This window comes from Rheinheimera sp. (genome assembly GCF_030824435.1).
Classification (GTDB): domain Bacteria; phylum Pseudomonadota; class Gammaproteobacteria; order Enterobacterales; family Alteromonadaceae; genus Pararheinheimera.
Genome location: NZ_JAVBXS010000042.1, coordinates 1 through 24,944, shown reverse-complemented (window position 1 = coordinate 24,944; position 24,944 = coordinate 1). Strand labels below are relative to the sequence as shown.

The 24,944-nt window shown below is 47.2% G+C and carries 22 protein-coding genes; 14 read left to right on the top strand and 8 right to left on the bottom strand.

Annotation, left to right across the window (positions count from 1 at the left end; translation table 11 throughout):
* Nucleotides 1–89: 89 nt before the first annotated feature.
* Nucleotides 90–1,586 carry a CoA-acylating methylmalonate-semialdehyde dehydrogenase gene (locus RCH83_RS10255; protein ID WP_306521647.1) on the bottom strand — a complete coding sequence of 499 codons (1,497 nt, stop codon included), beginning with the start codon at nt 1,584–1,586 and terminating at the stop codon, nt 90–92.
* Between the two features lie 195 nt (nt 1,587–1,781).
* Nucleotides 1,782–2,966: an acetyl-CoA C-acyltransferase gene (locus tag RCH83_RS10250; RefSeq protein ID WP_306521645.1), complete on the bottom strand. Its 1,185-nt coding sequence runs from the start codon at nt 2,964–2,966 to the stop codon at nt 1,782–1,784.
* Nucleotides 2,967–3,401: 435 nt separating this feature from the next.
* Between RCH83_RS10250 and RCH83_RS10245 the strand changes: the two genes are divergently transcribed.
* The 8 genes from RCH83_RS10245 (at nt 3,402) to RCH83_RS10210 (ending at nt 12,236) form a co-directional block, all read left to right on the top strand.
* Nucleotides 3,402–3,839: a MerR family DNA-binding transcriptional regulator gene (locus RCH83_RS10245; protein WP_306521643.1), complete on the top strand. Its 438-nt coding sequence runs from the start codon at nt 3,402–3,404 to the stop codon at nt 3,837–3,839.
* On the top strand, nt 3,836–5,005 hold the full coding sequence (locus RCH83_RS10240; RefSeq protein ID WP_306521641.1) for an isovaleryl-CoA dehydrogenase: 1,170 nt from the start codon (nt 3,836–3,838) through the stop codon (nt 5,003–5,005). The genes RCH83_RS10245 and RCH83_RS10240 overlap by 4 nt, the downstream gene beginning before the upstream one ends.
* A gap of 472 nt (nt 5,006–5,477) precedes the next feature.
* Nucleotides 5,478–7,022, top strand: a complete 1,545-nt coding sequence (locus tag RCH83_RS10235) for a carboxyl transferase domain-containing protein (RefSeq protein WP_373689765.1) — start codon at nt 5,478–5,480, stop codon at nt 7,020–7,022.
* 12 nt (nt 7,023–7,034) lie between these two features.
* Nucleotides 7,035–7,889: an enoyl-CoA hydratase-related protein gene (locus RCH83_RS10230; RefSeq protein WP_306521639.1), complete on the top strand. Its 855-nt coding sequence runs from the start codon at nt 7,035–7,037 to the stop codon at nt 7,887–7,889.
* A gap of 1 nt (nt 7,890) precedes the next feature.
* Complete coding sequence (locus RCH83_RS10225) at nt 7,891–9,867, top strand: acetyl/propionyl/methylcrotonyl-CoA carboxylase subunit alpha (protein ID WP_306521637.1); 1,977 nt, start codon at nt 7,891–7,893, stop codon at nt 9,865–9,867.
* A 1-nt stretch (nt 9,868) separates the two neighbouring features.
* Nucleotides 9,869–10,807, top strand: a complete 939-nt coding sequence (locus tag RCH83_RS10220) for a hydroxymethylglutaryl-CoA lyase (protein ID WP_306521635.1) — start codon at nt 9,869–9,871, stop codon at nt 10,805–10,807.
* Between the two features lie 56 nt (nt 10,808–10,863).
* Entirely contained in the window at nt 10,864–11,565 is a 702-nt protein-coding gene (locus tag RCH83_RS10215) for a CoA transferase subunit A (RefSeq protein WP_260656620.1), read from the top strand.
* Between the two features lie 11 nt (nt 11,566–11,576).
* Nucleotides 11,577–12,236: a CoA transferase subunit B gene (locus RCH83_RS10210; RefSeq protein WP_306521633.1), complete on the top strand. Its 660-nt coding sequence runs from the start codon at nt 11,577–11,579 to the stop codon at nt 12,234–12,236.
* 187 nt (nt 12,237–12,423) lie between these two features.
* Here RCH83_RS10210 and RCH83_RS10205 read toward each other — a convergent pair whose 3' ends face one another.
* Both RCH83_RS10205 and RCH83_RS10200 read right to left on the bottom strand, forming a co-directional pair.
* Nucleotides 12,424–12,921 (bottom strand): hypothetical protein, encoded by a 498-nt coding sequence (locus RCH83_RS10205; RefSeq protein ID WP_306521631.1) that lies wholly within the window; start codon nt 12,919–12,921, stop codon nt 12,424–12,426.
* A 212-nt stretch (nt 12,922–13,133) separates the two neighbouring features.
* A complete protein-coding gene (locus RCH83_RS10200; RefSeq protein ID WP_306521629.1) occupies nt 13,134–14,012 on the bottom strand; it encodes an NAD(P)-dependent oxidoreductase in 879 nt (292 codons plus the stop codon).
* Between the two features lie 86 nt (nt 14,013–14,098).
* Here RCH83_RS10200 and RCH83_RS10195 point away from each other — a divergent pair, with 86 nt between their 5' ends.
* Both RCH83_RS10195 and RCH83_RS10190 read left to right on the top strand, forming a co-directional pair.
* Entirely contained in the window at nt 14,099–14,593 is a 495-nt protein-coding gene (locus RCH83_RS10195) for a glutathione peroxidase (RefSeq protein WP_306521627.1), read from the top strand.
* 64 nt (nt 14,594–14,657) lie between these two features.
* Complete coding sequence (locus tag RCH83_RS10190; protein ID WP_306521625.1) at nt 14,658–15,641, top strand: 2-hydroxyacid dehydrogenase; 984 nt, start codon at nt 14,658–14,660, stop codon at nt 15,639–15,641.
* Between the two features lie 147 nt (nt 15,642–15,788).
* Here the strand turns inward: RCH83_RS10190 and RCH83_RS10185 are convergent, their stop codons facing one another.
* Nucleotides 15,789–18,008: a S9 family peptidase gene (locus RCH83_RS10185; RefSeq protein WP_306521623.1), complete on the bottom strand. Its 2,220-nt coding sequence runs from the start codon at nt 18,006–18,008 to the stop codon at nt 15,789–15,791.
* A gap of 298 nt (nt 18,009–18,306) precedes the next feature.
* Between RCH83_RS10185 and RCH83_RS10180 the strand changes: the two genes are divergently transcribed.
* The 4 genes from RCH83_RS10180 to RCH83_RS10165 all read left to right on the top strand — a co-directional run bounded on the left by RCH83_RS10180 (nt 18,307) and on the right by RCH83_RS10165 (nt 23,834).
* Nucleotides 18,307–20,925, top strand: coding sequence for a TonB-dependent siderophore receptor (locus RCH83_RS10180; RefSeq protein ID WP_306521621.1), 2,619 nt, complete (start codon nt 18,307–18,309; stop codon nt 20,923–20,925).
* A gap of 378 nt (nt 20,926–21,303) precedes the next feature.
* Nucleotides 21,304–22,176: an alpha/beta fold hydrolase gene (locus tag RCH83_RS10175; RefSeq protein ID WP_306521619.1), complete on the top strand. Its 873-nt coding sequence runs from the start codon at nt 21,304–21,306 to the stop codon at nt 22,174–22,176.
* A 111-nt stretch (nt 22,177–22,287) separates the two neighbouring features.
* Nucleotides 22,288–23,391, top strand: coding sequence for an META domain-containing protein (locus RCH83_RS10170; protein ID WP_306521617.1), 1,104 nt, complete (start codon nt 22,288–22,290; stop codon nt 23,389–23,391).
* A gap of 65 nt (nt 23,392–23,456) precedes the next feature.
* Nucleotides 23,457–23,834 carry a potassium channel family protein gene (locus tag RCH83_RS10165; RefSeq protein WP_306521615.1) on the top strand — a complete coding sequence of 126 codons (378 nt, stop codon included), beginning with the start codon at nt 23,457–23,459 and terminating at the stop codon, nt 23,832–23,834.
* A gap of 136 nt (nt 23,835–23,970) precedes the next feature.
* Here RCH83_RS10165 and rplT read toward each other — a convergent pair whose 3' ends face one another.
* The 3 genes from rplT to infC form a co-directional block, all read right to left on the bottom strand.
* Nucleotides 23,971–24,330: a 50S ribosomal protein L20 gene (gene rplT / locus RCH83_RS10160; protein ID WP_260656631.1), complete on the bottom strand. Its 360-nt coding sequence runs from the start codon at nt 24,328–24,330 to the stop codon at nt 23,971–23,973.
* Nucleotides 24,331–24,346: 16 nt separating this feature from the next.
* Nucleotides 24,347–24,544, bottom strand: coding sequence for a 50S ribosomal protein L35 (rpmI, locus tag RCH83_RS10155; RefSeq protein ID WP_068069322.1), 198 nt, complete (start codon nt 24,542–24,544; stop codon nt 24,347–24,349).
* A gap of 103 nt (nt 24,545–24,647) precedes the next feature.
* Nucleotides 24,648–24,944 (bottom strand): translation initiation factor IF-3 (infC, locus tag RCH83_RS10150; RefSeq protein ID WP_306521613.1); only part of this gene is annotated, 297 nt, incomplete at its 5' end.

The following is a 24,944-nucleotide window of genomic DNA, read 5'->3' as shown; positions in this document are numbered from 1 at the left end:
CTAAGCGGACAATCAAAAGCCGCGCGGGGAGCGCGCGGCGGGTCCGCGTGTCAGAGCCAGTCAGCTGGCCCTCACAACAAAAGTTATTGTTAACGCAGGTTAATCGACATATTTGGCCCTGTCGCTGCCATATCGTCTTCAAACCAACGGGCGGTAATGGTTTTGGTTTCAGTGTAAAAACGCACTGCCTGTTTACCATAAGCGTGTTGGTCGCCGTAGAAAGAGCCTTTCCAGCCGGTAAAAGAGAAAAACGGCAGTGGCACCGGAATAGGAATATTAATACCGACCTGACCGACTTCCACTTCATGCTGATATTTACGGGCAGCATGGCCGCTGGCGGTAAAAATGGCGGTGCCGTTACCAAATGGGCTTGAATTCACTAAAGCAATAGCTTCATCCAGCGAGTTCACGCTCATGGTGTTGAGCACAGGGCCAAAAATTTCTTCTTTATAAATCGCCATATCGGTGGTGACATTAGAGAACACTGTTGGGCCAACCCAGTTACCATTTGGATAACCGTCCACCACTATGTTGGAGCCGTCGACCAGACAAGTAGCGCCTTCTTTTTTACCCTGGTCAATCAAAGACAGCACCCGGGCACGGGCTTGCGGGCTGATTTGCGGGCCATAAGCTGCGTTTGGATCGGTATAAACACCAGGACGTACTTTGCCAATAGCAGCAGCCACTTCCGGGATCCACTCAGCGGCAGCACCAACAAATACAGCCACAGAAATGGCCATACAACGTTGACCTGCAGCACCCACTGATGCACCCACCAGGGCGTTCACCACCTGATTTTTATTGGCATCAGGCATAATCACCATATGGTTTTTGGCACCGGCAAAAGCCTGTACCCGTTTTAAATTGTCAGTGCCGGTTTTGTAAATGTATTGACCCACATTCACTGAACCAACAAAAGAAATGGCTTTAATTTCTTTATGGTGCAGCAATACGTCCACTTGTTCTTTATTACCGTGCACCACCTGCAACACACCTTTTGGCGCGCCGGCTTCTGCAAACAGTTCAGCAATACGGTTTACCGTCATTGGATCTTGTTCAGAAGGCTTTAATACAAAAGTGTTGCCACAGGCAATGGCCATAGGGAACATCCAAAGCGGAATCATGGCCGGGAAGTTAAATGGCGTAATACCAGCGCAGACACCCAGTGGCTGAATATAGCTATAAGTGTCGATGCTGCGCGCCACGTTTTCAACGGTTTCACCCATCATTAAAGATGGGATATTGGCAGCTTGTTCGACCACTTCAATACCACGCCAGACGTCGCCTTTGGCGTCTTCCACTGTTTTGCCAAGTTCACGGCAAATAATGTCGGCAATATCAGCCTGATGTTCTTTTAACAGAGCGGCAAAACGCATCATTAAACGGGCGCGTTCTGATACCGGCGTTTCTTTCCAGCTCAAAAACGCTTCTTTGGCCGAGCTGATAGCATGTTCCATCTCGTCCATGGTGGTGCATGGCACCTGAGCGATCACTTCCTGCGTGGCAGGATTTGTCACCGGGATAAACTTTTCACTTTTTGAGTGCACAAACTCGCCGTTGATAAACAGCTGAACCTGAGTGGTCATAACTTTTTCCCCGTTTGGAAGCAGCCACCTTCTGAGCGCTGCCCCGGATTTTCAGAAAAACCCGGGGCTTTTAGCACCGGGCTTTGGATTTGTTGCGTGGTACTTGCCACTGCTTATATTTTTTAGAATTAGCTTTTAGGCTTAGCTATTAGACCGCGAAAACAGCCTTTTTACTGAAGCCTGTGGCTTTAGCCGTTAAACAACTTCAACCGCTAATGCCACAGCCTCACCACCGCCAATACATAAAGAAGCGATACCACGTTTCAGGCCACGGGCCTTCAGCGCGTGAATTAAAGTCACCAGAATACGGGCGCCCGAAGCACCAATTGGGTGACCTAAAGCACATGCGCCACCATTGACGTTCACTTTGTTGCTGTCCAGGCCCATTTCTTTGATGGCCAGCATAGTGACCATTGCAAAAGCTTCGTTAATTTCCCACAGGTCCACGTCGTTTTTGTCCCAGCCTAAGTTGCTGAGCAATTTTGTCATGGCGCCGACCGGAGCAACGGTAAATAACGCTGGTTCCATTGAATGGGTGGCATGACCAACCACACGGGCCAGAGGGGTTGCACCTTGTGCTAAAGCATCTGTTTCACGCATCAACACTAATGCCGCAGCACCATCGGAAATAGAGCTTGAGTTGGCAGCTGTGATAGTGCCGTCTTTGGCAAAAGCCGGACGCAGCGTTGGAATTTTATCAACTTTGGCATTGCCGGGTTGTTCGTCAGTGGCAAATACCACTTCCCCTTTACGGCTTTGAATAGTGACAGGGGCAATTTCAGCGACAAAAGCACCATCAGCGATGGCCTTTTGTGCGCGGGTCAAAGACTGCACGGCAAAAGCGTCCATCGCTTCACGGCTAAAATCCTGCTCATTGGCGGTTACCTGGGCAAAACAACCCATGGCTTTACCGTCATAAGCGTTTTCCAGACCATCCAGCATCATGTGATCTTTCACTTCACCATGGCCCATGCGCATACCAGAGCGGGCTTTTGGCAGAATATAAGGTGCGTTCGACATAGACTCCATGCCACCCGCTACCACTACATCGGCACTGCCGGCTTTTAATAAGTCGGAGGCTAACATCACAGCTTTTAAGCCAGAACCACAAACCTTATTAATAGTGGTGGCACCTGCGGATAATGGCAGGCCAGCTTTTAACACCGCCTGACGGGCTGGCGCCTGGCCGAGTCCTGCCGGCAACACACAACCCATAATCACTTCACTGATTTTATCAGCGGCAATACCAGACTGAGCTAAAGCGGCACTAATAGCAGTGGCACCTAAATCGGTGGCGCTGACATCGGCCAAACCACCAATAAAACCGCCCATTACTGTGCGTTTTGCCGCCACTATCACTACTTGATTCTGCTGCGCCATGAATTCTGCTCTCCGAAATTTGTGGGTGTCTACCCTGCTGTTTGCAACTGTGCATGAGCCTACACCAAATTTACGTTTACGCCAACGTCAACCGACCAGCACTTTGGTGTTATCGACCTATTTTAAAGCTCGGGAATATGGCGCTGAGATGACAGTGATTGGCAGTTTAAATTTACAATTCGCAGTTAACTACAGTGAATCAGCGGCTTCAAACGCGTAGAATAACGTTAAAAACAATGCAGCATATTGTTTATATTCATAGTGTTGAAGTACAAACACAGTTTTAAACACCGCTATATTCAGTTGGTGTTGATGCACCGCAAAACGCAGATTTTTTGCCGCAGTTTTTTCTGATTGCCATATTCATGCCAGCCATCAGCTTTACCTTTACGTAAACTTCACTTATAGTTACCGGCGATTTTTACGGTGGCCGATATGACAGAAAAAGACGACAAAACCTATAGCATCAGCGAACTTGCCAAAGAGTTTGATATTACCACCCGCAGTATTCGTTTTTACGAAGATCAAGGGCTTATCACCCCTTTGCGTCAGGGACAAACCCGCATTTACAGCAAAAGAGACAGGGTGCGGCTGAAGCTTATTTTACGTGGCAAACGTTTAGGTTTTAGTTTGTCAGAAACCGGCCAACTGTTTGAACTTTATGACGCTGATAAATCCAGCGTCACCCAGCTCACCATTATGCTGAAATTAATAGAGCAGAAAAAAGTCGAGCTGCATCAGCAAATGGACGACATTAAAGTGGTGCTGATGGAACTGGTAACCGTTGAAAAACGCTGTCGCGAGACGCTGACTGACGCCAAAACCACAGAAGCCAAAACCAATAACCAATCCGCAAACGGGGAACTTTCATGATTAGCAGTTATAAATCGCTTAACTTCGACCTGGGTGAAACGGTCGATATGATCCGCGAACAGGTGAACGCCTTCGCCCGCGAAGAAATTGCCCCACGCGCCGCTCAGATTGACCACGACAACGCCTTTCCAAACGACTTATGGCGCAAATTTGGCGACTTAGGCTTGCTTGGCGTGACAGTAGACGAAAAATACGGTGGTTCTGGTTTAGGTTATTTAGAACACATTGTGGCGATGGAAGAAATTAGCCGCGCTTCAGCCTCTGTGGCTTTGTCTTATGGCGCTCACTCTAACCTTTGTGTAAACCAGATTTTCAAAAACGGCAACGAAGCGCAGAAGCTGAAATATCTGCCAAAACTGTGCTCTGGTGAACATATTGGTGCTTTGGCGATGTCGGAGCCAAACTCCGGCTCTGACGTGGTTTCGATGAAACTGCGGGCGGAAAAACGCGGTGATAAATACATTTTAAACGGCAACAAAATGTGGATCACCAATGGTCCTGACGCCCACACTTATGTGATTTATGCCAAAACCGATATCAACGCCGGCTCTAAAGGCATTACTGCTTTTATTGTGGAACGTGGTTTTAAAGGTTTTTCTCAGGCGCAAAAGCTCGACAAACTGGGTATGCGCGGTTCTAACACTTGTGAGCTGGTGTTTGAAGACTGTGAAGTGCCGGAAGAAAACGTGCTTGGCAGCGTTGGCTCAGGCGTAAAAGTGCTGATGTCGGGTCTGGATTATGAACGTCTGGTGTTGTCCGGCGGTCCGCTTGGCATTATGCAGGCTTGTATGGACGTGGTGGTACCTTACATCCATGACCGTAAGCAGTTTGGTCAGGCGATTGGTGAGTTCCAACTGGTACAAGGCAAAATTGCCGATATGTACACTCAGATGAATGCGGCCAAAGCTTATGCTTACACAGTTGCCAAAGCTTGTGACCGTGGTGAAACCACCCGTAAAGATGCTGCTGCGGTAATTTTATATACAGCTGAACTGGCGACCAAAATGGCGCTGGATGCCATTCAGTTGCTCGGTGGTAACGGCTACATCAACGAATACCCGACAGGCCGCTTATTACGTGACGCCAAACTCTATGAAATTGGCGCCGGTACTTCGGAAATCCGTCGTATGTTAATAGGCCGGGAGCTGTTTAACGAGTCGAATTAATAACACGGCAATTGCCAGTTGAACGACTGGCTTGCCGGAGAGTAAGAACAAGAACGCCGACACGCCCATCAACCCATCCCTGGGGGGCTAGGTTCGCAGCATCCCTGCTGCTCAACGGTCGGCTTATCTTGCTCTCACTCTCCTTTGTTGTACGTTCAATTTTCCATAACGAAGGTACAACACAATCCGACTCCGGGGCTGCGCCCCTGCTTTCGTCGCAATAAGAGCAAAAAGCGCAGTTACAGACAAAGCACGACTTCCAATTATTTCTATACCCAAAATCATTGATGATGCGGGTAGGCGGCAACTGAACGAATCCCCAGGAGCATAGCAGTCTATGTGACTGGGGTGAGTGATGGCAGACAACAACCCCGCATCTTCAAGGATGACGGGTATATAGGTGACTTCAGTGACCAGATTAAGCAGCAAAGTAAATCCAAGAAGTGCTGAATTTTTGCAAAATGCCCAGGCGATGCAGGCCGTGGTGGATGATTTAAACAGCAAAGTGCAGCAAATTAAACTCGGTGGTGGTGAAGCTTTAATTGCCCGCCATACCAGCCGCGGTAAGTTGTTTGTGCGTGACCGTATTCAAAAGCTGCTGGACCCTGGCTCTCCTTTTTTAGAAATTGGTCAGTTTGCCGCCTGGCAATGTTATGACGATTATGTGCCAGCAGCTGGTGTTGTTGCCGGTATTGGCCGGGTCAGTGGTGTTGAATGTATGATTGTAGCCAATGATGCCACGGTCAAAGGTGGTACTTATTATCCGCTGACGGTAAAAAAACATTTACGCGCCCAGGAAATTGCTGAGCGTTGCCAGCTGCCTTGTATTTATCTGGTGGATTCGGGTGGTGCGAACTTACCGCGTCAGGATGATGTATTCCCGGACAAACTGCATTTTGGCCGCATTTTCTTTAACCAGGCCAATATGTCAGCCAAAGGCATTCCGCAAATTGCTGTGGTCATGGGTCTCTGTACCGCAGGTGGTGCTTATGTACCTGCCATGGCGGACGAATCTATTATTGTGAAAGAACAAGGCACTATTTTCCTCGCTGGCCCGCCACTGGTGAAAGCCGCGACCGGCGAAGAAGTATCAGCCGAAGATTTAGGTGGTGCTGATGTGCATTGCCGCATTTCCGGTGTTGCCGACCATTACGCGCAAAACGATGAACATGCTTTGCAACTGGCGCGTAACAGCATTGCCCGTTTAAACCGAGCTGCGCCACAGCTTCGTGATGTGAAACCTTCACAAGAGCCGTTATTTGATGCCAAAGAGTTATACGGCATTGTGGGCACCGACCTTAAAAAGCCTTTTGATGTGCGTGAAGTCATCGCCCGTATTGTCGATGGTTCTGATTTTGATGAATTTAAACAGCTGTACGGCGCTACTTTAGTTTGTGGTTTTGCCCGTATTTTTGGCAACCCTGTAGGTATTGTTGCCAACAACGGCATTTTATTTTCTGAGTCAGCACAAAAAGGCGCGCACTTTATCGAGCTTTGTTGTCAGCGCAAAATTCCGCTTCTATTCCTGCAAAACATCACTGGTTTTATGGTGGGGCAAAAATACGAAGCCGAAGGTATTGCCAAGCACGGCGCCAAAATGGTGACCGCAGTGTCTTGTGCCAAAGTGCCAAAATTTACTGTGCTGATCGGTGGCTCTTATGGCGCCGGTAACTACGGTATGTGTGGGCGTGCTTATGACCCAACCATGATGTGGATGTGGCCAAATGCCCGTATTTCGGTGATGGGTGGTGAACAAGCCGCTGGTGTGATGGCGCAGGTGACTAAAGATGGTTTAGCCCGCAAAGGCGAAACTTTATCTAGCGACGCTGAAGCTGCTTTGAAAAAACCAATTATCGAGCAGTATGAACAACAAGGTCATCCTTATTATGCCTCTGGCCGCTTATGGGACGATGGCATTATCGACCCGGCGCAAACCCGGATGGTGGTTGGTTTGGCGCTTGCTGCATCTTTAAATGCGCCTATTGAAGACACACGCTTTGGCGTGTTCCGGATGTAAAGGGAACTGATGATGCAAAACCAGAATTTTAGTTATATCAGCACTTCCATCGACCCGCGTGGTGTAGCGCAACTGGTGCTGAACCGCCCTGAAGTGCATAACGCCTTTAACGATAAAATGATTCAGGAGCTGATTCAGGCGCTGGATTTGTTTGCGGCAAACCCACAGCTGCGGGTGTTATTGCTGCGCTCCAATGGCAAAAACTTTAGCGCTGGCGCCGATTTAGGCTGGATGCGCTCTATGGCCGACAAAAATTACGATGAAAATCTATTAGACGCCGGTGAACTTGCCAAACTGATGCAAAAGCTCGACAACTTCCCTGCCCCAACCATTGCTTTAGTGCAAGGTGCGGCTTTTGGCGGTGCAGTTGGCTTAGTGGCGTGTTGTGATATTGCCATTGCTTCTGATAAAGCCAGTTTTTGTTTAAGCGAAGTCAAAATTGGTTTAATGCCTGCTGTGATCAGTCCCTATGTGGTGCGGGCCATTGGCGAGCGTGCCAGCCGCCGGTATTTTTTAACGGCCGAACGTTTTTTTGCCGCCGAAGCTTTGCATTTAGGTTTGTTGCATCAAATGGTCAGCGACGACGAATTGCATGGTGTTTCTGATGCCATGGTGCAAACTTTGCTCGCTAATAGCCCTGCTGCGGTAAAAGCGGCCAAAAACTTAATTTTTACTGTGGCCAATCAGCCGACAACTCAGGCTTTAATTGACGAAACCAGCCGCCGTATTGCCGCAATCCGGGTCTCCGGCGAAGGTCAGGAAGGTTTATCAGCCTTTTTGCAAAAACGCACGCCGGCCTGGCAGCTCAACGATTCAGGCAATGATTCAGCCGACAATGCAGCAACAGACTCAAAAGGACAGGCTTAATATGTTTGATAAAATTTTAATAGCCAACCGCGGCGAAATTGCCTGTCGTGTGATTAAAACCGCCCATCAACTGGGCATTCGTTGTGTCGCAGTTTATTCCGAAGCGGATGCCAATGCCCGCCATGTGCAAATGGCTGACGAAGCTTATTTATTAGGCCCGGCGCCCAGCAAAGAATCTTATTTACGTGCTGATAAAATTCTGGAAATAGCCCAAAAATCCGGTGCTAAAGCTGTGCATCCTGGATATGGCTTTTTATCGGAAAACGAAGATTTTGCCGCTGCCTGCGCCAAAGCCGGTGTCGTTTTTATTGGCCCGCCAGTGCCTGCTATTGCGGCTATGGGCAGTAAAAGTGCCGCCAAAGAAATTATGAGCAAAGCCGGTGTGCCGCTGGTGCCTGGCTACCATGGTGACAACCAGGATGAAGCCTTTTTAGCGCTGGAAGCCGACAAGGTGGGTTACCCGCTGCTGCTCAAAGCCGCCTACGGTGGTGGTGGCAAAGGCATGAAAGTGGTGTGGCAAAAGTCTGAGTTTCTCGAGCAGCTGCAAAGTGCCAAACGCGAAGCCTTAAACGGCTTTGGCAACGACAAAATCCTGATGGAAAGGTATCTGACCAAACCCCGTCATGTGGAAATTCAGGTGTTTGCCGACAACTTTGGTAACGCCGTTTATTTACATGAACGTGATTGTTCTATTCAGCGCCGCCATCAAAAAGTGATTGAAGAAGCACCGGCACCAAACTTCAGCGCGGCGCAGCGCAAAGCCATGGGCGAAGCGGCGGTCAAAGCGGCGCAGGCCATAGGTTATGCCGGTGCCGGTACTGTGGAATTCCTGTTTGACGAAGATGGTTCTTTCTATTTTATGGAAATGAACACCCGTTTGCAGGTTGAACACCCTGTGACTGAAATGATCACAGGCCAGGATTTAGTGAAATGGCAGTTGTTGGTAGCAAGTAATCAGCCGCTGCCACTGACACAAGCTGAAATTCCGCTGGATGGTCATGCCATTGAAGTGCGGGTTTATGCTGAAGATCCGGACAATAACTTCCTGCCTGCCACTGGCAAGCTGACTTATTTACGCCAGCCGGACGCCAACCGTCATGTGAGGATTGATACTGGTGTGGTGGAAAACGACGAAGTATCGCCGTTTTACGACCCGATGATTGCCAAACTGATTGTCTGGGACGAAAGCCGCGACCGGGCTATCGCTCGTATGCGCAGAGCTCTGGACGATTACCGTATTGCCGGGGTAAAAACCAACTTAAACTTTTTAACCCGCCTGGTAGAGCACCCGGCTTTTGGCCGTGCTGAACTTGACACCCATTTTATTGAACATCACCAGGCGGAGCTGTTTGCGCCAGAGCAAAATGAGCCGACTCAGGCATTGATTCTAGCGGCGTTATATTTGCTGCTAAAACAACAGCCATCAGCAACCGCTAGCTCACCATGGCAGTCAGCCATTGGTTGGCGGATGAATGAAAATGCCAGCGTTAGTTTTAACTTAACGCAAGGCGAACAAAGCAAACAAGTTTGCATCACCCAACAGGCCGACGCCTTTGTGGTTGCAGTTGCTGACTTAAGCTTAACCATCAACGCACAGTTAAACCACGACGAGCTAACCGCCAATATCAGTGGCCATCAGTGCAAAGTACGCGTCAGCCAGTTCCTGGAAACGGTTTCGGTATTTATCAAACAACAACGTTTTGATTTTGATTACAAAACCGTTGTTGAAGTGGCGACAAACGATGAAAGCGCTGGCAGCTTAAAAGCGCCGATGAACGGCACTGTCGTGGCGGTTTTAGTTGCAGCCGGTCAAGAGGTAGAAGCAGGCCAAACCTTGCTGGTGATGGAAGCGATGAAAATGGAATATGCCATTAAAGCGCCGGCTGCTGGTGTGGTGAATGCGCTGTTTTATGCTGCTGGCGATTTAGTCAAAGATGGCGCCGAGCTGGTGGATTTTGCCGCCAAAACGGAGGCTTAATATGAGTCAATTCACGAACGAGAGCCTGGCATTAAATTTACCAAAGCAGGTGCGCATTGTTGAAGTAGGCCCGCGTGATGGTCTGCAAAATGAAGTAGCAGTGCCACTTGATGCGAAAATTGCACTGGTCAATGCGTTAGCCGATGCCGGTTTAACCACCATTGAAACCGGCTCATTTGTCAGCCCCAAGTGGGTGCCACAAATGGCCGACTCGGCCGCGGTATTTGCCGGAATTAACCGTAAAAACGGCGTCACCTACACTGCGCTCACGCCAAACTTACAGGGTTATCAGGCGGCTAAAGCTGCCGGTGCTGATGAAGTGGCGATTTTTGGCGCTGCTTCTGAAGCTTTTAGCCAGAAAAACATCAACTGCTCTATCAGCGAAAGCATGGCGCGTTTTGAGCCTGTCGTTACAGCGGCCAAAGCCGATGGTTTGCGCGTGCGTGGTTATGTGTCTTGTGTGGTCGGTTGTCCTTATCAGGGCGATGTAGCACCAAGTGAAGTTGCCCGGGTGGCTAAAGCTTTGCTCGATATGGGCTGTTATGAAATATCTTTGGGCGACACTATAGGTGTTGGCACCCCGGCCAAAGTGCTGTTGATGCTGGATGCTGTGCTCGAAGTGGTGCCAGTGGACAAAATTGCCGTGCATTTTCACGACACTTATGGCCAGGCGTTAACAAATATTTACGCCGCGCTAAGCCGTGGTGTGGCTGTAATTGACAGTGCAGTCGCTGGCCTGGGCGGTTGCCCTTATGCCGCCGGCGCGTCAGGCAATGTTGCCACTGAAGATGTGGTGTATTTACTAAGCGGCCTTGGCATAGACCATGGTGTTGATTTAAATACGCTCGCCCGTGCGGGCTGGGCTATTGCAGAAGCCTTGGGGAAAACACCTAGTTCTAAAGTAGGATTGGCGCTTAAAGCCAAATGTCAGCAGAATTAAGCCGCTTTTTCGCAACACAGCGGCACTACAGCATATAAAAATGAAGAGGACTTCAAATGGCAGGGTTTAACAAAGTTGTACATAGCTACGACGAAGCAATGGCAGGCCTGGAAAACGGCATGACAGTGATAGCCGGTGGTTTTGGCCTGTGTGGTATTCCGGAAGGTTTAATAGCGCAAATTAAAAAAATGGGTACCCGCGATTTAACTGTGGTGTCTAACAACTGTGGTGTCGACGGTTTTGGTTTGGGTGTATTACTGGAAGATCGCCAAATCAAAAAAATGGTGGCTTCGTATGTCGGTGAAAACGCTTTGTTTGAAAAACAACTATTAAGTGGCGAGTTAGAAGTAGAACTGACGCCACAAGGCACACTGGCGGAAAAAATCCGCGCCGGTGGTGCTGGTATTCCGGCCTTTTTTACCGCTACAGGCTACGGCACACCAGTGGCAGAAGGCAAAGAAACCCGCGAAATTAACGGCCGCAACTATGTGCTAGAGCCCTCCATTACCGGCGATTTTGCCATAGTGCGCGCCTGGAAAGCCGACCGTTACGGCAACCTGGTATTCCGCCACACGGCGATGAACTTTAACCCTATGGTGGCCACTGCCGGCAAAATTACCGTGGCTGAAGTGGAAGAAATTGTTGAACCTGGTGAACTTGAGCCTTCGCAAATTCACACCCCTGGCATTTATGTGCAAAGGGTAATTCAGGCCAAATTCGAAAAACGCATTGAACGTCGTATGGTTCGCCAAGGTTAAGGAGCAGAAAAATGGCATTATCCCGTGAACAGGTAGCAATGCGTGTGGCGCAAGAGCTTAAAGACGGTTATTACGTAAATTTAGGTATTGGCATTCCTACTTTGGTGGCCAACTATGTACCTGCAGGCATTGAAGTGATGTTGCAATCAGAAAACGGTTTACTCGGTATGGGCCCCTATCCGACTGAAGCACAAATTGACGCCGATATGATTAACGCCGGTAAAGAAACAGTCACAGCTATTAAAGGCGCTGCGATTTTTTCTTCAGCTGAAAGTTTTGCCATGATCCGCGGTGGTCATGTCGATTTAACGGTATTAGGCGCTTTTGAAGTGGATCAAAACGGCAATATCGCCAGCTGGATGATCCCGGGCAAACTGGTGAAAGGTATGGGCGGCGCTATGGATTTAGTGGCTGGCGCGCAGAATATTGTGGTCACTATGACCCACGCCGATAAATACGGCGCCTCCAAGTTACTGGACGCCTGTACCCTGCCTCTGACTGGTGTCGGTTGTGTGAAAAAAATCGTCACCGACTTAGCTGTGCTGGAAGTCAAAGACGGCGCATTCCATTTACTGGAAAGAGCGCCGGGCATCAGTGTGGAAGAAATTCAGCAAAAAACCGCTGGTAAATTAGTGATTAATGGCGAAATACCTGAAATGGTGTTTGCTTAACTTCGTGCACAACTAAAGCGGCAATTCACTTACATTGCTGCTTTAACAAAGATACTCATATGTATTGCACAAGAGCACAACTTACAAAATAACAAAGCCCGCATTGCGGGCTTTGCTTATTCCGGGGTTGGTATTGCGGTAAAAACATAAACTTTGGCTGCTATCAAACAGCTTGTTGCCAATACCGTTATTGCGCGGCCACCAGCGCGCGCTGATGAATATTGCCTCCGACTACTGCCGTCATGCTTGGGGTACTGACTACGGTAATTTCCGAAGGATCACCAATTAACATCACAAAAGCCAGTTTACGGTTGGCTAACAAATACCAGCCAACCTGATATTCCGGCAAATTAATACCATTGACTGCAACATCGGGGGTATAAAGCCCCAACTCTTCCTGTGGCATCACATCAATGGCACTTTGTGGCAAAGACAAATCTGTCACAGTAGCGCGATAAAACCCAGCCTGTAACAACATACTGTTATCGCGAATGTGAATAGAGTTGTCATTCAGCCACCAGGCAGTCCATAAAAATACCGCAGTACAACTGAGCACCGACCACAACAGCGGTTTCAGCCAGCTTTGATTAAGACGGTATAAAATAAGGCCGATGGCGGCAGGCAACACCACCGTCATGCTGAATAAAATCAGATACAGCTGCCAGCCTATATCAATAAAATTCATAATTTCACAACATAAACACACAAAGTTACAAAATTGTATCACAGCAAATTACAAGCGCTCGTGAAAACGCTAATTAATTTCACACAAACCATTAACTGCGCATTAAATATACATTTTTGCTTATTTAGTACTATTGAAAGGAACAAAAGATCGGGGCGGTAAATACAAAAAATAAAAAAAGCCACAGCTGCTGTGGCCAGTTTACGGTTTTATTAAAAACGGGTAATTAAGCTGGAGGTATCAAGACGGCCCCCACCCTGAGCCTGAACTTCAGCATAAAACTGATCAACAAGGGCTGTCAGTGGTAATTGAGCGCCATTACGACGTGCCTCGTCGAGGGTGATACCAAGGTCTTTTCGCATCCAATCGACAGCAAACCCAAAATCAAATTTACCATCCACCATGGTGTAACCGCGGTTTTCCATTTGCCAGGACTGAGCTGCACCTTTCGAAATCACATCCAGCACAGCTTTAGCGTCCAGTCCGGCCTGAGTTGCAAAATGCAGGGCTTCTGAGAGTCCCTGTACCACACCAGCGATACAAATCTGATTCACCATTTTTGCCAGTTGACCTGCACCTGCACTACCCAACAATTTACAACTGCGGGCGTAACTTTGTAACACCGGTTCCGCTTTGGCGAAATCGGCTTCGTTGCCTCCAGTCATTATGGTTAAAGCACCATTTTGTGCGCCGGCCTGACCACCGGAAACCGGTGCATCCAGAAAACCTATCTGTTTATCGGCACAAGCTGCACAGAGCTCACGCGCTAGATCAGCCGAAGCAGTGGTATGGTCTACCAGCAAAGCGCCCGCTTTCATTGTCGCCAGTACACCATGTTCGCCATACACAACGGAACGAACATCCTGATCGTTGCCAACACAAAGCATCACCACATCAGCGTCTTGTGCTGCGAGTGCCGGCGTGGCTGCCGCCGCACCACCATACTGTGCCACCCAGGCTTTGGCTTTTTCCGCGGTCCTGTTGTATACAGTCACCTGATAGCCTTTTTGCTGCAGGTGGCCTGCCATCGGAAACCCCATCACACCCAGGCCGATAAAAGCCAATCTGAACTCTTTTGCTACTGTTGCCATATAACTGTCTTAATTCTGTGAAACACTGAACTTTAGCTTACAAACTTATGATACAAATAGCAAAAATGCCCTTGATAGGAGAACACATGGCCAATGTGCATCATTTTAAAGTGAAGACAGCCACAGGCGAAATTATGGATCTCAGCCAGTTTCGCGACAAAGTGCTGCTGATAGTGAATACAGCAAGCCAGTGTGGTTTCACGCCGCAGTATCAGGAACTTGAAGCACTACATCAGCAATATAAAGATCAGGGGCTGGTGATTATTGCTTTTCCCTGTAATCAGTTTGGTGGTCAGGAGCCCGCTGCCGATCAGGCTATCCAGCAATTTTGTCAGCTCAATTACGGTGTTACTTTTCCGGTTTTGGCCAAAATTAATGTGAATGGCCCTGAAGCAGAACCTTTATTTGAATACCTGAAAGATCAAGCCAGAGGACTGTTAAAAACCCGCGCTATTAAATGGAATTTTACCAAGTTCCTGGTCAATAAAGATGGTGTGGTGGTGAAACGTTATGCCCCCAGAACCAAACCAAGCCAGTTTATTGAGGCAATCCGCGAAGAGCTGGCGTTATTGCCAAAATAACATCAAGCCTTAAGCCTGATTGTTTAACCTGATAAGCTGGCATAAACAGCAGATGGAGTTCAGGATGAAAGTTACAGTATTCAGCAGTCAGGCTTATGATGAAAAGGCACTTCGCCAGCATAGTCCGATAGATATCAATTGGCAGTTTTTACCACAAAAACTTGATGCTTTAACTGCCATTGCAGCAAAAGGTAGTGACGCTGTCTGTGTTTTTGTGAATGATGATCTGAGTGAAGCTGTATTAACACAACTTGCTGGCCTTGGCATCTTTGCTGTAGCGCTGCGCTGTGCCGGTTTTAATAATGTTGACCTTCAGGCGGCCAAAAAGCTCGGGGTGCGGGTGATGCGGGTACCGGCATATTCACCTCAGGCTGTTGCCGAACATACAACCGGCATGATGCTGTGTTTAAGCCGTAAATTTCACAAAGCTTATAACAGAACCCGCGACAACAATTTTGATTTAAATGGTCTGCTGGGCTTTAACCTCTATGGCAAAACAGTAGGTTTAATTGGCACCGGTCGGATTGGCGTGGCTACAGCCCGTATCCTGCATGGTTTCGGCTGCACATTATTGTGTGTCGACCCGGTAAAAAATGATGAAGTTTCAGCGCTTGGTGCCCGTTATGTCAGCCTGGCTGAACTGTACCGGCAAAGTGATATTATCAGCCTGCATTGTCCGCTGACACCACAAAGCCACCATATGATCAACGATACAGCCCTGCAGCAGATGAAAGACGGTGTGATGCTGATTAACACCAGCCGCGGCGCTTTAATAGATACCAAAGCTGTAATAGCTGCATTAAAAACGGCCAAAATTGGATATCTTGGGCTGGATGTCTATGAGCAGGAAGCTGATTTGTTTTTTAAAGATTTGTCCGATAAAGTCATAGCTGATGAAATTTTTCAACGTTTGTTAACTTTCCCCAATGTGCTGATCACCGGCCATCAGGCGTTTTTTACCGAAGAAGCACTGGCCCAAATCAGCCGTATTACAGCGGATAATCTGCTGGCTTATACGCAAAACAAAAAGTCCGGTAACGAGCTATAACAGCATCAGCACTGAAATTTTGTGGCATAACCAGCGGTTTTTCCTCCAAAACACATCATTATGCCAGGATTGCTTAAAAGCTCAGTGGTAAAAAAACGGTCAGCAAGCTGACCGTTTTTTATGATGGTAATAGACCTTATACCACTCTTAATGCATAAGGGTCCGGTCAAAAAATGCCGTAATAGTTTGATGTAAATGGGTTTGCACCTGCTGACCAAACATCGCATGTTTGCTACCAGGGTATGTCATCATTTCAAACATTTTGCCTTTTTGCTGTAATTCAGAAAACAGCTTGGTACTGTTACTAAACAACACGTTATCGTCTGCCATACCGTGATAAATCAGTAATGAGCCTGTTAAACCGTCGCTGTAAGGAAATACCGAACTTTGCTGATAACCTTTGGCGTTTTGCGCCGGATGACCCAAATAGCGTTCTGTATAGTGGGTGTCATATAAAGTCCAGTCGGTCACAGGGGCACCTGAAACACCGGCGGCAAAATAATCCGAAGCTTTAAACATCGCCATAATGGCCATGTAACCACCATAACTGTGGCCATACACCCCTATTTTTTTCGGATCGACGTAAGGCAAAGTACGTAAATATTCGACACCGGTAATTTGATCTTCGATTTCAACAACACCGAGCTGTTGGTAGATCGGATCTTCAAATTTCTTGCCACGGTTTTCAGAACCACGGTTGTCGAGCTGAAACACGATATAACCACGTTGTGCCATGTAGTGGAAATATAAGTCTTTGCCACTCCAGCTATTGGTCACCCTTTGTGCACCGGGACCACCATACACACTGACAATCACCGGATGTTTTTTGTTGTTATCGAGATTTTTCGGTTCAAACACGCGGTAATGTAAAGTCTGGCCATCTTTTGCTGTTAAGGTGCCAAAGCGCGGCTGGACAAGCTCCGGCCAGTAGGGTGTTAACGGATGTTGTGCTGTTAATTCATTTGCTTCAAGCACGGTCAGGGTTTTGCCTGTGCTGTCATTCAGCTGTACCTTAGGCAGGCTGTTGACTGCTGAATAACTGTCCAGAAAACCACTACCATCTTCGGCGACAACAACTGCATGGCTGGCGCCTGGTGTTGTCAGACGGTCGATATGGAGGTCTTTGAGTCTCAAACGATACAAATGGTTTTCCAGCACTGTGTCCTTGCGGCCAGTGAAATAGACCAGACCGTTTTTTTCGTCCACTGATTCAATTTTATTCACCACCCATTGACCTGACGTCAGTTGAGTCGCTGCGCCGCCATCCAGCTGATACAAATACAAATGTTTATAGCCGTCGCGCTCAGAGGCCCAGATAAGTCGTTGTTTATCTTTAAAAAAGTGTAAATCGTCATGGAGGTTAAGCCAGGTTTTGCTTTGTTCGGTTAATAAGGTTTTTTGCTGTTGTGTGGTTAAATCTACCAGTCTCAGTTCCAGCTGTTGCTGGTTGCGGCTTTGCCACTGATAAGTCAGCTGATTCGGATTTTCTGTCCACTGCACTCTTGGCAGATAAATATCTTTTTCCTGACCAAGGTCGAGCCAGTTCACCCCTTGCCCGGATAAAGCGACAACACCCAATCTGATACTGACATTATTGGCACCGGCATACGGATAACGCTGGTTATATAGTTTTATTTCATCGGCATAAATTTCATTGCGCAGCACCTGTGGCACATTCACATCGTCAAACTGGGTAAAAGCAATTTTGCTGTCATCCGGTGCCCACCAATAGCCGGTCATGCGCGCCATTTCTTCCTGCGCCACAAACTCGGCCATACCATTTTTTACCGTGCCTTTGCCATCTGTCGTCAGCTGCAGCTCTTTTCCGCTTTTTAAATCAAGCACATATATATTCTGTTCACGGACAAAAGACACAAAACGCCCTTTTGGACTGATCTGGGCGTCAGTTTCAAACTCAGCCGTTTCGGTCAGTTTACGGGCTTTGTTTTTCGCCAGATCGTAATAATACAAATCGCCGTTTAGCGGAAATAACAAAGCTTTGCCATCTTTAGACCAGCTATAACTGACAATACCGCTGGCAAATAACCGCAAACGTTCACGCCGCGCTTTCTCTTCATCTGACAATGTTTCAGGACCACTGAACAGACTGTCTGAATCCACCAGCACACTATGTTTGCCGGTTTTAACCTGGTATTGCCATAAATCCAACCGGTTGGCATCGGTGTTTTTGCCTTTAAGGTAAGTCACACGACTGCCGTCCGGCGAATAACTCAGCGACTTTGGCGCTGTGCCACTTAAGGACGGATCGGCAAAAAGCACATTCAGCTCAAGCTGTTTAGCACAAACACCAGCAGAGAAGCTTGCCGCCGCAAGCACAGTCAAACCGGTAGATAAAGAGGAAGTCATAAAAAATCCTGAAAACAATGAAGGACTTCTATCTAACGCCACAGAATTATTTTTTTCAATCAAATCCGTCCAGTCAAAGATTAATACCGTTGAAACGCTCAAAATGAGGCTGTAAGCCTTCATTGACGGGCAAATCCCGAAATCAAACACAAGACAATGAGAATATTCTGCAACAGTTTTGAGACGATAAGGGCATTTTACAGGTTGGACAAAAGGACAAATTTGCCATAAGTTAGTTCACGAGCTCACACAGATAAAACGAGCCGTACAAAACGATCCAGGATTAAAAGGCATAATTATGAAAAATAAGACAAAACTTCAGCCGCTTGCGGCAGGAATTAAGTTTGCGCTAACCGGTAGTGCCCTGTTGATGTTAAGTAGTGCCAGCTTTGGTGTTGTTGCACAGGACGCAGCAGAAGCTCAAAAAACCGAAGAGGTTGAAAAAATTGTGGTGGTAGGCTCCCGTGGGGCGCCACGCTCAGTCGGTGACTCCGCAGTCCCGGTTGATGTCATCAGCGCCGACGAATTTGTGAAGGCCGGCCCAAGTGACATGATGACCCTGATGAGTTCCGTAGTTCCCTCCTTTAACGTCAATAGCCAACCAATCAACGATGCTTCCACTTTAGTCCGCCCTGCTAACCTTCGTGGCCTGCCACCAGATAGCACTCTGGTATTGGTAAACGGCAAACGCCGTCACCGCTCTGCAGTTATCACTTTCTTAGGCAGCGGTTTATCAGATGGTTCTCAAGGTCCGGATATTTCCGTGATCCCATCTATTGCGTTAAAACAAGTGGAAATCCTGCGGGATGGTGCTGCAGCTCAATACGGCTCTGATGCTATCGCCGGTGTGATTAACTTCCGTTTAAAAGACGCCAGCGAAGGTGGTGCTGTTGAATTAAAAACCGGCCAGCATTATGACGGCGACGGCGATTTACGCCAGGTTTCAGCCAACATAGGTTTACCTTTTACTGATAATGGTTTTGCCAACTTCAGTACTGAATTTAAACAATCTGACCCAACCAGCCGTTCAGTACAACGTGGTGACGCAGCTGGCTTAGCGGCCAACGGCAATACACAAATTGCTGATCCTGCGCAAGTTTGGGGCTCACCTGAATTTAAACGTGATTTTAAAGTTTTTGGTAACATCGGTTTAGAAGTTGCTAAAAACAAAGAGTTTTATGCCTTTGGTAACTTCGCCCAGCGTAACGTGGAAGGCGGTTTTTATTTCCGTAACCCACAAACCCGCGGCGGTGTTTATTCAAATGACGGCGGCGATTCCCTGTTAGTAGGCAATCTGGATGCCAGCAAAGGCGAATGTAGTAATGTGGATATCCAGGGTCTGAATTACAGCCAGGTCACGGCGAAAGTAAAAGCGCTGCCTTCCCACTGCTTTACGTTTTTCTCTATGCTGCCTGGCGGTTTTACACCGAAATTTGGTGGCATAGTGACTGACGGTGCTTTAGCTGGTGGTCTGAAAGGCGAGCTGGATAATGGCTGGTTCTTCGACTTAAGCAGCACTTATGGTCGCAGTGAAGTTGAGTTTTATATCAATAACACCATCAATGCTTCAATGGGTCCGCGTACACCACGGGACTTTAATGCTGGTAAATATGTACAGCAGGAACAAGCTATCAACTACGACATGAATAAACTGATTGAAGTTGATGCACTGCCGTATCCGCTGGCTGTTGCCGGTGGTCTGGAATACCGCATTGATACCTTCGAAATTTATGCCGGTGACAAAAACTCTTTTGAAGTAGGCCCATTAGCTTCACAAGGTTTTGGTATTGGTTCTAACGGTTTCCCTGGTTTTAAACCAGATGACGCAGGTTCATTTAACCGTTATAACTATGCCGCTTACACCGAATTTGGCGCTGAGTTCTCTGAAAGATTCCGTTCTGATTTTGCACTTCGTTATGAAAATTATGAAGATTTTGGTACGACAACCAATGCAAAATTAACAGGTCGCTTCCAGGCAACAGACGAGATGGCGTTACGGGGTGCTGTCAGCACCGGTTTCCGTGCACCAACCATTGGTCAGTCTATGGTTCGTAACGTGACCACCTCTTTTGCAGCAGGCCAGGGTTTAGTGGACAATGCAACTTTGCCACCAACTCACCCTATCTCTGTGCTTAAAGGCGGTAAAGCCTTAACACCGGAAGAGTCTACCAACTATTCATTTGGTACTGTGGTTGAAGTTGACGACTTCTACGCCACGCTGGATTATTACCGTATTGAAGTGGAAGATCGTATCAGTCAGTCTTCATCTCAAACTTTAACACCAGCCGATATTCAGGCTTTGTTAAATCTGGGTGTTGCTGATGCAACCAGTTTCGCCGGCGTTAAATATTTTACCAATGACTTCGACACCACAACTCAGGGTGTTGATTTTGTTGCTAACTACAGTGCCGATTTAATGGGTGGCCGTACCACTTTTGCCCTTGCTGTAAACTACAACAAAACTGAAGTTGACCGTATCACCGAAAGACCTGGTGTCGATGGTGATGGCAATCCGGTTGTGCTGCGCAACATCAACGAAGCCAAAGTAAAACAAATTGAAGATGGTTTACCAAAAGTTCGTGGCAGCTTCACGGTCAGCCAGAACTGGGGTGAAGTTGGTGGTTTTATCCGTCTGAATCACTACGGTTCTTATTTTGAAGACCATGCTGACTCAGGTGCTTTACGGGTTGAAGACGATGGTTTACCGCTGTTCTTAGGTGCGGAGCAAACTGTTGATGTTGAAGTGAACTACAGCTTCAACGAAAGCTACAACCTGGCCATTGGTGCTAACAACCTGTTTGATGAAGTACCAGACGAGAACCGCTGGGCTGAAGTTTTGGGTGCAAAATACCCAACAACAACAGTCATGGGTTTTAACGGCGGATTCTATTACGCTCGTTTAACTTACAACTTCTGATAACATTTTGTATCCGGCCGGTTTAAGACGGTCGTGAAGGATAAAAACCACCCTTCTGTTTACAGTGGGTGGTTTTTTTATTTAGTTGAATTGGTAACGCTAAATACGTTAACAACTGCAAAAACCCCAACAGAGCTACACCTTGACCTCAGGTGATAATTGCCAATAAGGAAAAAAAACACCACGCTGGCAAATGCTGTCATGACCATGCTTTTGCTGGTTGGAACAGACCCGGTACTACACAACTGCGATAAGCTGTGTATCTACTCCCAGCACAACCTTATGTATAGACTCAGGTTTTGTTAGTTGCATTGAAATGTTGCCGCGGCAGGGAAAACATGGCAAGGTTTCATTAGAGTTTTTACTTGAGAAAGTGTTGTGCAACTTATTCCATGGAGCTATCCAAGCCGCTACGGCTTTACCTTAAGAGGTCATCACAGTGTCCCCAGCGGCAAACCTCTGTTGCATCTGCTGCATGGCAACGGCTATTGCAGTCTGATGTACCAGCCTTTGTTACGGCAACTGGCACCCTATTTTGATTTTTTCTTATCAGATGCGCAGGGTCACGGTGACAGCGATCATGGCGGTGCTTTTATCGGTTGGAATCAAAGTGCTGAGCTGGCTTCGGCTGCGCTCAAGGCCCATTTGCATTTATTTGGTCAGGTGCAGGTTTATGGTTGTGGCCATAGTTTTGGTGGTGTACTCACTGCATTGATGAATGCAGCAGATACACAAATTTTTCATCAGGTGATATTGCTGGACCCTGTGCTGTTTCCGCCTTTGTTACTTAAGTCCATGCAGGCATTAGACTTACTTGGACTCTACCGCCACAATCCCATGGCTAAAAAAGCGTTAAAACGCCGGCAATATTGGCCCGACAGGTTAACTGTCGAGCATTATCTGACCAACAGAGGTATGTTTCGTGGCTGGCAACCGGACGCCCTTGCAGCATATATCGAACATGCACTACATCATAAGGAAGGCGTAAAGCTAAAATGTAAACCAGAACGCGAAGCCGAAATCTTCTCGTCTTATCCCAAAGGCTTATGGCAGGCATTAAAAAAACCTTGTGCAGCAACTTTGGTGATCTACGGCCGCGAGACTTACCCTTTTGTGCATAAAGCCTTGCTCAGATGGCAAAAGCTGAATCCAGTGGTTGAAGCACAACAAACAGCAGGTGGACATTGTTTTATGCAACAATATCCGGAAGTTACCGCACAGCTGATGCTAAGACACTGGGGCTTTAACTAAGTCTTCACCCTCACTAATTGTCAAGACAGCGGCACTGCAAAAAAAGCGCTGCCGCTATTTTTACAGTTTCAGTATAATGGCGCCAGTTTTAGCCATTCGGTAATTATTCAAGTGAAAAAAAGCAGTGTAGTACTGAGCGCATTATTATTATCCGCCTGTTCTGTTGTGCCTGAGCAGGTCGCCAAACCTGCACCGGTGCAGGATATTCAGCAAGTAGAAGTGAAGCCGGAATTAGTGCCGGGCGAAGTTGTGCATTCTGATAACGCCCAGCCTATTGCAACAGATTTTGGTTTGATTTTTATCGACCGCGATATGAGTTTTACCGGCACTTTGCCATGCAAAAAATGTCCGGGCGTGAACTACCACGTCAATTTATATCAGGACGGTAAATTTGAAGCCCGCCGTGAATTTATCGATCGCAATCTGGTAGAGCTGATTGAAGGCAGCTGGCAACTGGATGAACGTACTTTGCACTTCACCACTCAACGTCAGCGCATGCCTTCATTCCAGTTTGCCAGCAACCAGCACCTGATCATGCTGGACGTAGCGGGCAAACCTCTGGTGTCTGCCGACAACATGACATTAACCCGTCAACCAAATTTGCAAAAAATTGACAGCCGCCTGCCATTATTGGGTCTGTATCAACTCAAAGGTAACGAAGCCAGTTTTACTGACTGCCAAACCGGCGAAAGTCATCAGATTGCCATGACACAACATCACTTACCTATGATGCGCAGTTATCAGACGAACCCTGTGATCAATGGTAAATCTGTTGTTGCTACCATGACAGCACGCAAAAGCCCGGATAACAATCAGGCCTTATTTGTCGATAAATTTGACCAGTTCTGGCCAGGTGCCACCTGCCCTAATCAGGCAACGCCAGGCACAGCACAAGGTGTAGTCTGGCGCTTAAGTTCGGTGTCACAAATTGGCGTGCCGCAAAAACTGAACATCCGCATGATGTTTGCAGAAAATAATAAACTATTTGGTTTTTCCGGCTGCAATAACTTTAATGCTTCTTATGAACAAAAAGACAACCAGCTAAAAGTAATGCCAGTTGTCAGCACAAGGAAACATTGTGCCGATGCCAATTTTTACGAACAACAATTTACTAAACAACTGCAACTCGCTGATCGCATTGAAGTTAATCAAACCAAACTTCAGTTATTTAAAGACAATGCCATGATTATGGAATTTGCTCCGGCAACCAACTAGTCAAACGGTCAGAACAAGCTGCACCTGCAAAGTGCAGCTTTTTTTTGTGCAAAAAAGGCACTTTTATGAAAAAACTACTGATTTATATCGCCAACCGTCTTTGGCTTATTTTGTTGTTGTATGTCATCAGCCTGCTGATTGGTGCTTTTGGTTTTTCGGTGATTGAACAGAAATCTTTTGCCGATGGTTTATGGTGGGCCACTGTCACGTCCTTAACTATAGGTTATGGTGATTTAACCCCGCTTACCACTGAAGGTCGTATTTTTGGCATCTTATGTGGTCATTTTTGGATCTTTGTCGTTATTCCGATGATAGTTGCCAATATCATTATGCATCTGGTTGAAGATAAACATTTATTTAGTGATGAAGAGCAGCGGGAACTGATGGATAAAATCAGGCGGATTGAGCAGCATATCACTCAACAGGATAAAAAAGTCGATTAAAACCGACTATCCTATGACATAGCTATTGCCCCCAAAGCAGCTCTGCGGCCTGAACAATAGCTATACAATCTCAAGGTTCAAAATCATACAAAAACAAAAAAGGCAGCCGGAGCTGCCTTTTTCTACTACTTAAAAATTAAGCAGTTAAAGCTTGTTTCGCTTTCGCAACTAAAGCAGCAAATGCGCCTTTGTCGAATACAGCGATGTCAGCCAGAATTTTACGGTCGATTTCAACAGATGCTCTTTTCAGACCATCGATGAAACGGCTGTAAGATAAACCGTTTTGACGTGAAGCAGCGTTAATACGCGCGATCCACAGTTGACGGAATTGACGTTTACGTTGACGACGGTCACGGTAAGCGTATTGGCCGGCTTTGATAACTGCTTGGAAAGCTACACGATAAACACGGCTACGGGCACCGTAGTAACCTTTAGCCTGGTTTAATACCTTCTTGTGACGCGCGCGAGCGGTCACACCACGTTTTACTCTTGGCATTTCAGTCTCCTAAATATTATGCGTATGGCAAGCAGCGAGCGATACCAGCGACGTCAACTTTTGCAACTAACGTTTTTGGACCTAACTGACGCTTACGCTTAGAAGACTTCTTCGTCAGAATGTGGCGAAGATGTGATTGCTTACGTTTAAAACCACCAGAGGCGGTCTTTTTAAAGCGCTTTGCAGCGCCTTTGTTGGTTTTCATCTTAGGCATAGTTAAATAACTCGCATTGTTTAATTACAACGAATAATAAGGCGAAAAACCTCATCCCACAGTGTTACCACTGCAGGACAGGGTTTTTACTTGTATGCGCTTATTACTTCTTATTTGGGGCCAGCATCATGATCATCTGACGACCCTCAACGCGGCTTGGGAAAGATTCACAGATAGCGATATCTGTCATATCTTCTTTAATCCGGTTAAGCATCTCGATACCGATGTCCAGATGCGCCATTTCACGACCACGGTAGCGGAGCGTTACTTTAGCTTTGTCACCCTCTTCAATGAAGCGACGCAGGTTGCGTAGTTTTACCTGGTAATCGCCTTCATCAGTTCCAGGCCGGAATTTGATTTCCTTGATCTGGATCTGTTTTTGCTTCTTCTTCTGCTCTTT

Coding starts and splice junctions, on each gene's coding strand:
- RCH83_RS10225 (WP_306521637.1), top strand. CDS start 7,891: ATGTTTGATAAAATTTTAATAGCCAACCGCGGCGAAATTGCCTGTCGT.
- RCH83_RS10185 (WP_306521623.1), bottom strand. CDS start 18,008: ATGACTTCCTCTTTATCTACCGGTTTGACTGTGCTTGCGGCGGCAAGC.
- RCH83_RS10250 (WP_306521645.1), bottom strand. CDS start 2,966: ATGGCGCAGCAGAATCAAGTAGTGATAGTGGCGGCAAAACGCACAGTA.
- RCH83_RS10245 (WP_306521643.1), top strand. CDS start 3,402: ATGACAGAAAAAGACGACAAAACCTATAGCATCAGCGAACTTGCCAAA.
- RCH83_RS10230 (WP_306521639.1), top strand. CDS start 7,035: ATGCAAAACCAGAATTTTAGTTATATCAGCACTTCCATCGACCCGCGT.
- RCH83_RS10200 (WP_306521629.1), bottom strand. CDS start 14,012: ATGGCAACAGTAGCAAAAGAGTTCAGATTGGCTTTTATCGGCCTGGGT.
- RCH83_RS10190 (WP_306521625.1), top strand. CDS start 14,658: ATGAAAGTTACAGTATTCAGCAGTCAGGCTTATGATGAAAAGGCACTT.
- RCH83_RS10180 (WP_306521621.1), top strand. CDS start 18,307: ATGAAAAATAAGACAAAACTTCAGCCGCTTGCGGCAGGAATTAAGTTT.
- RCH83_RS10235 (WP_373689765.1), top strand. CDS start 5,478: ATGCAGGCCGTGGTGGATGATTTAAACAGCAAAGTGCAGCAAATTAAA.
- RCH83_RS10240 (WP_306521641.1), top strand. CDS start 3,836: ATGATTAGCAGTTATAAATCGCTTAACTTCGACCTGGGTGAAACGGTC.
- RCH83_RS10195 (WP_306521627.1), top strand. CDS start 14,099: ATGGCCAATGTGCATCATTTTAAAGTGAAGACAGCCACAGGCGAAATT.
- RCH83_RS10220 (WP_306521635.1), top strand. CDS start 9,869: ATGAGTCAATTCACGAACGAGAGCCTGGCATTAAATTTACCAAAGCAG.
- rplT (WP_260656631.1), bottom strand. CDS start 24,330: ATGCCAAGAGTAAAACGTGGTGTGACCGCTCGCGCGCGTCACAAGAAG.
- RCH83_RS10255 (WP_306521647.1), bottom strand. CDS start 1,586: ATGACCACTCAGGTTCAGCTGTTTATCAACGGCGAGTTTGTGCACTCA.
- rpmI (WP_068069322.1), bottom strand. CDS start 24,544: ATGCCTAAGATGAAAACCAACAAAGGCGCTGCAAAGCGCTTTAAAAAG.
- RCH83_RS10210 (WP_306521633.1), top strand. CDS start 11,577: ATGGCATTATCCCGTGAACAGGTAGCAATGCGTGTGGCGCAAGAGCTT.
- RCH83_RS10215 (WP_260656620.1), top strand. CDS start 10,864: ATGGCAGGGTTTAACAAAGTTGTACATAGCTACGACGAAGCAATGGCA.
- RCH83_RS10165 (WP_306521615.1), top strand. CDS start 23,457: ATGAAAAAACTACTGATTTATATCGCCAACCGTCTTTGGCTTATTTTG.
- RCH83_RS10205 (WP_306521631.1), bottom strand. CDS start 12,921: ATGAATTTTATTGATATAGGCTGGCAGCTGTATCTGATTTTATTCAGC.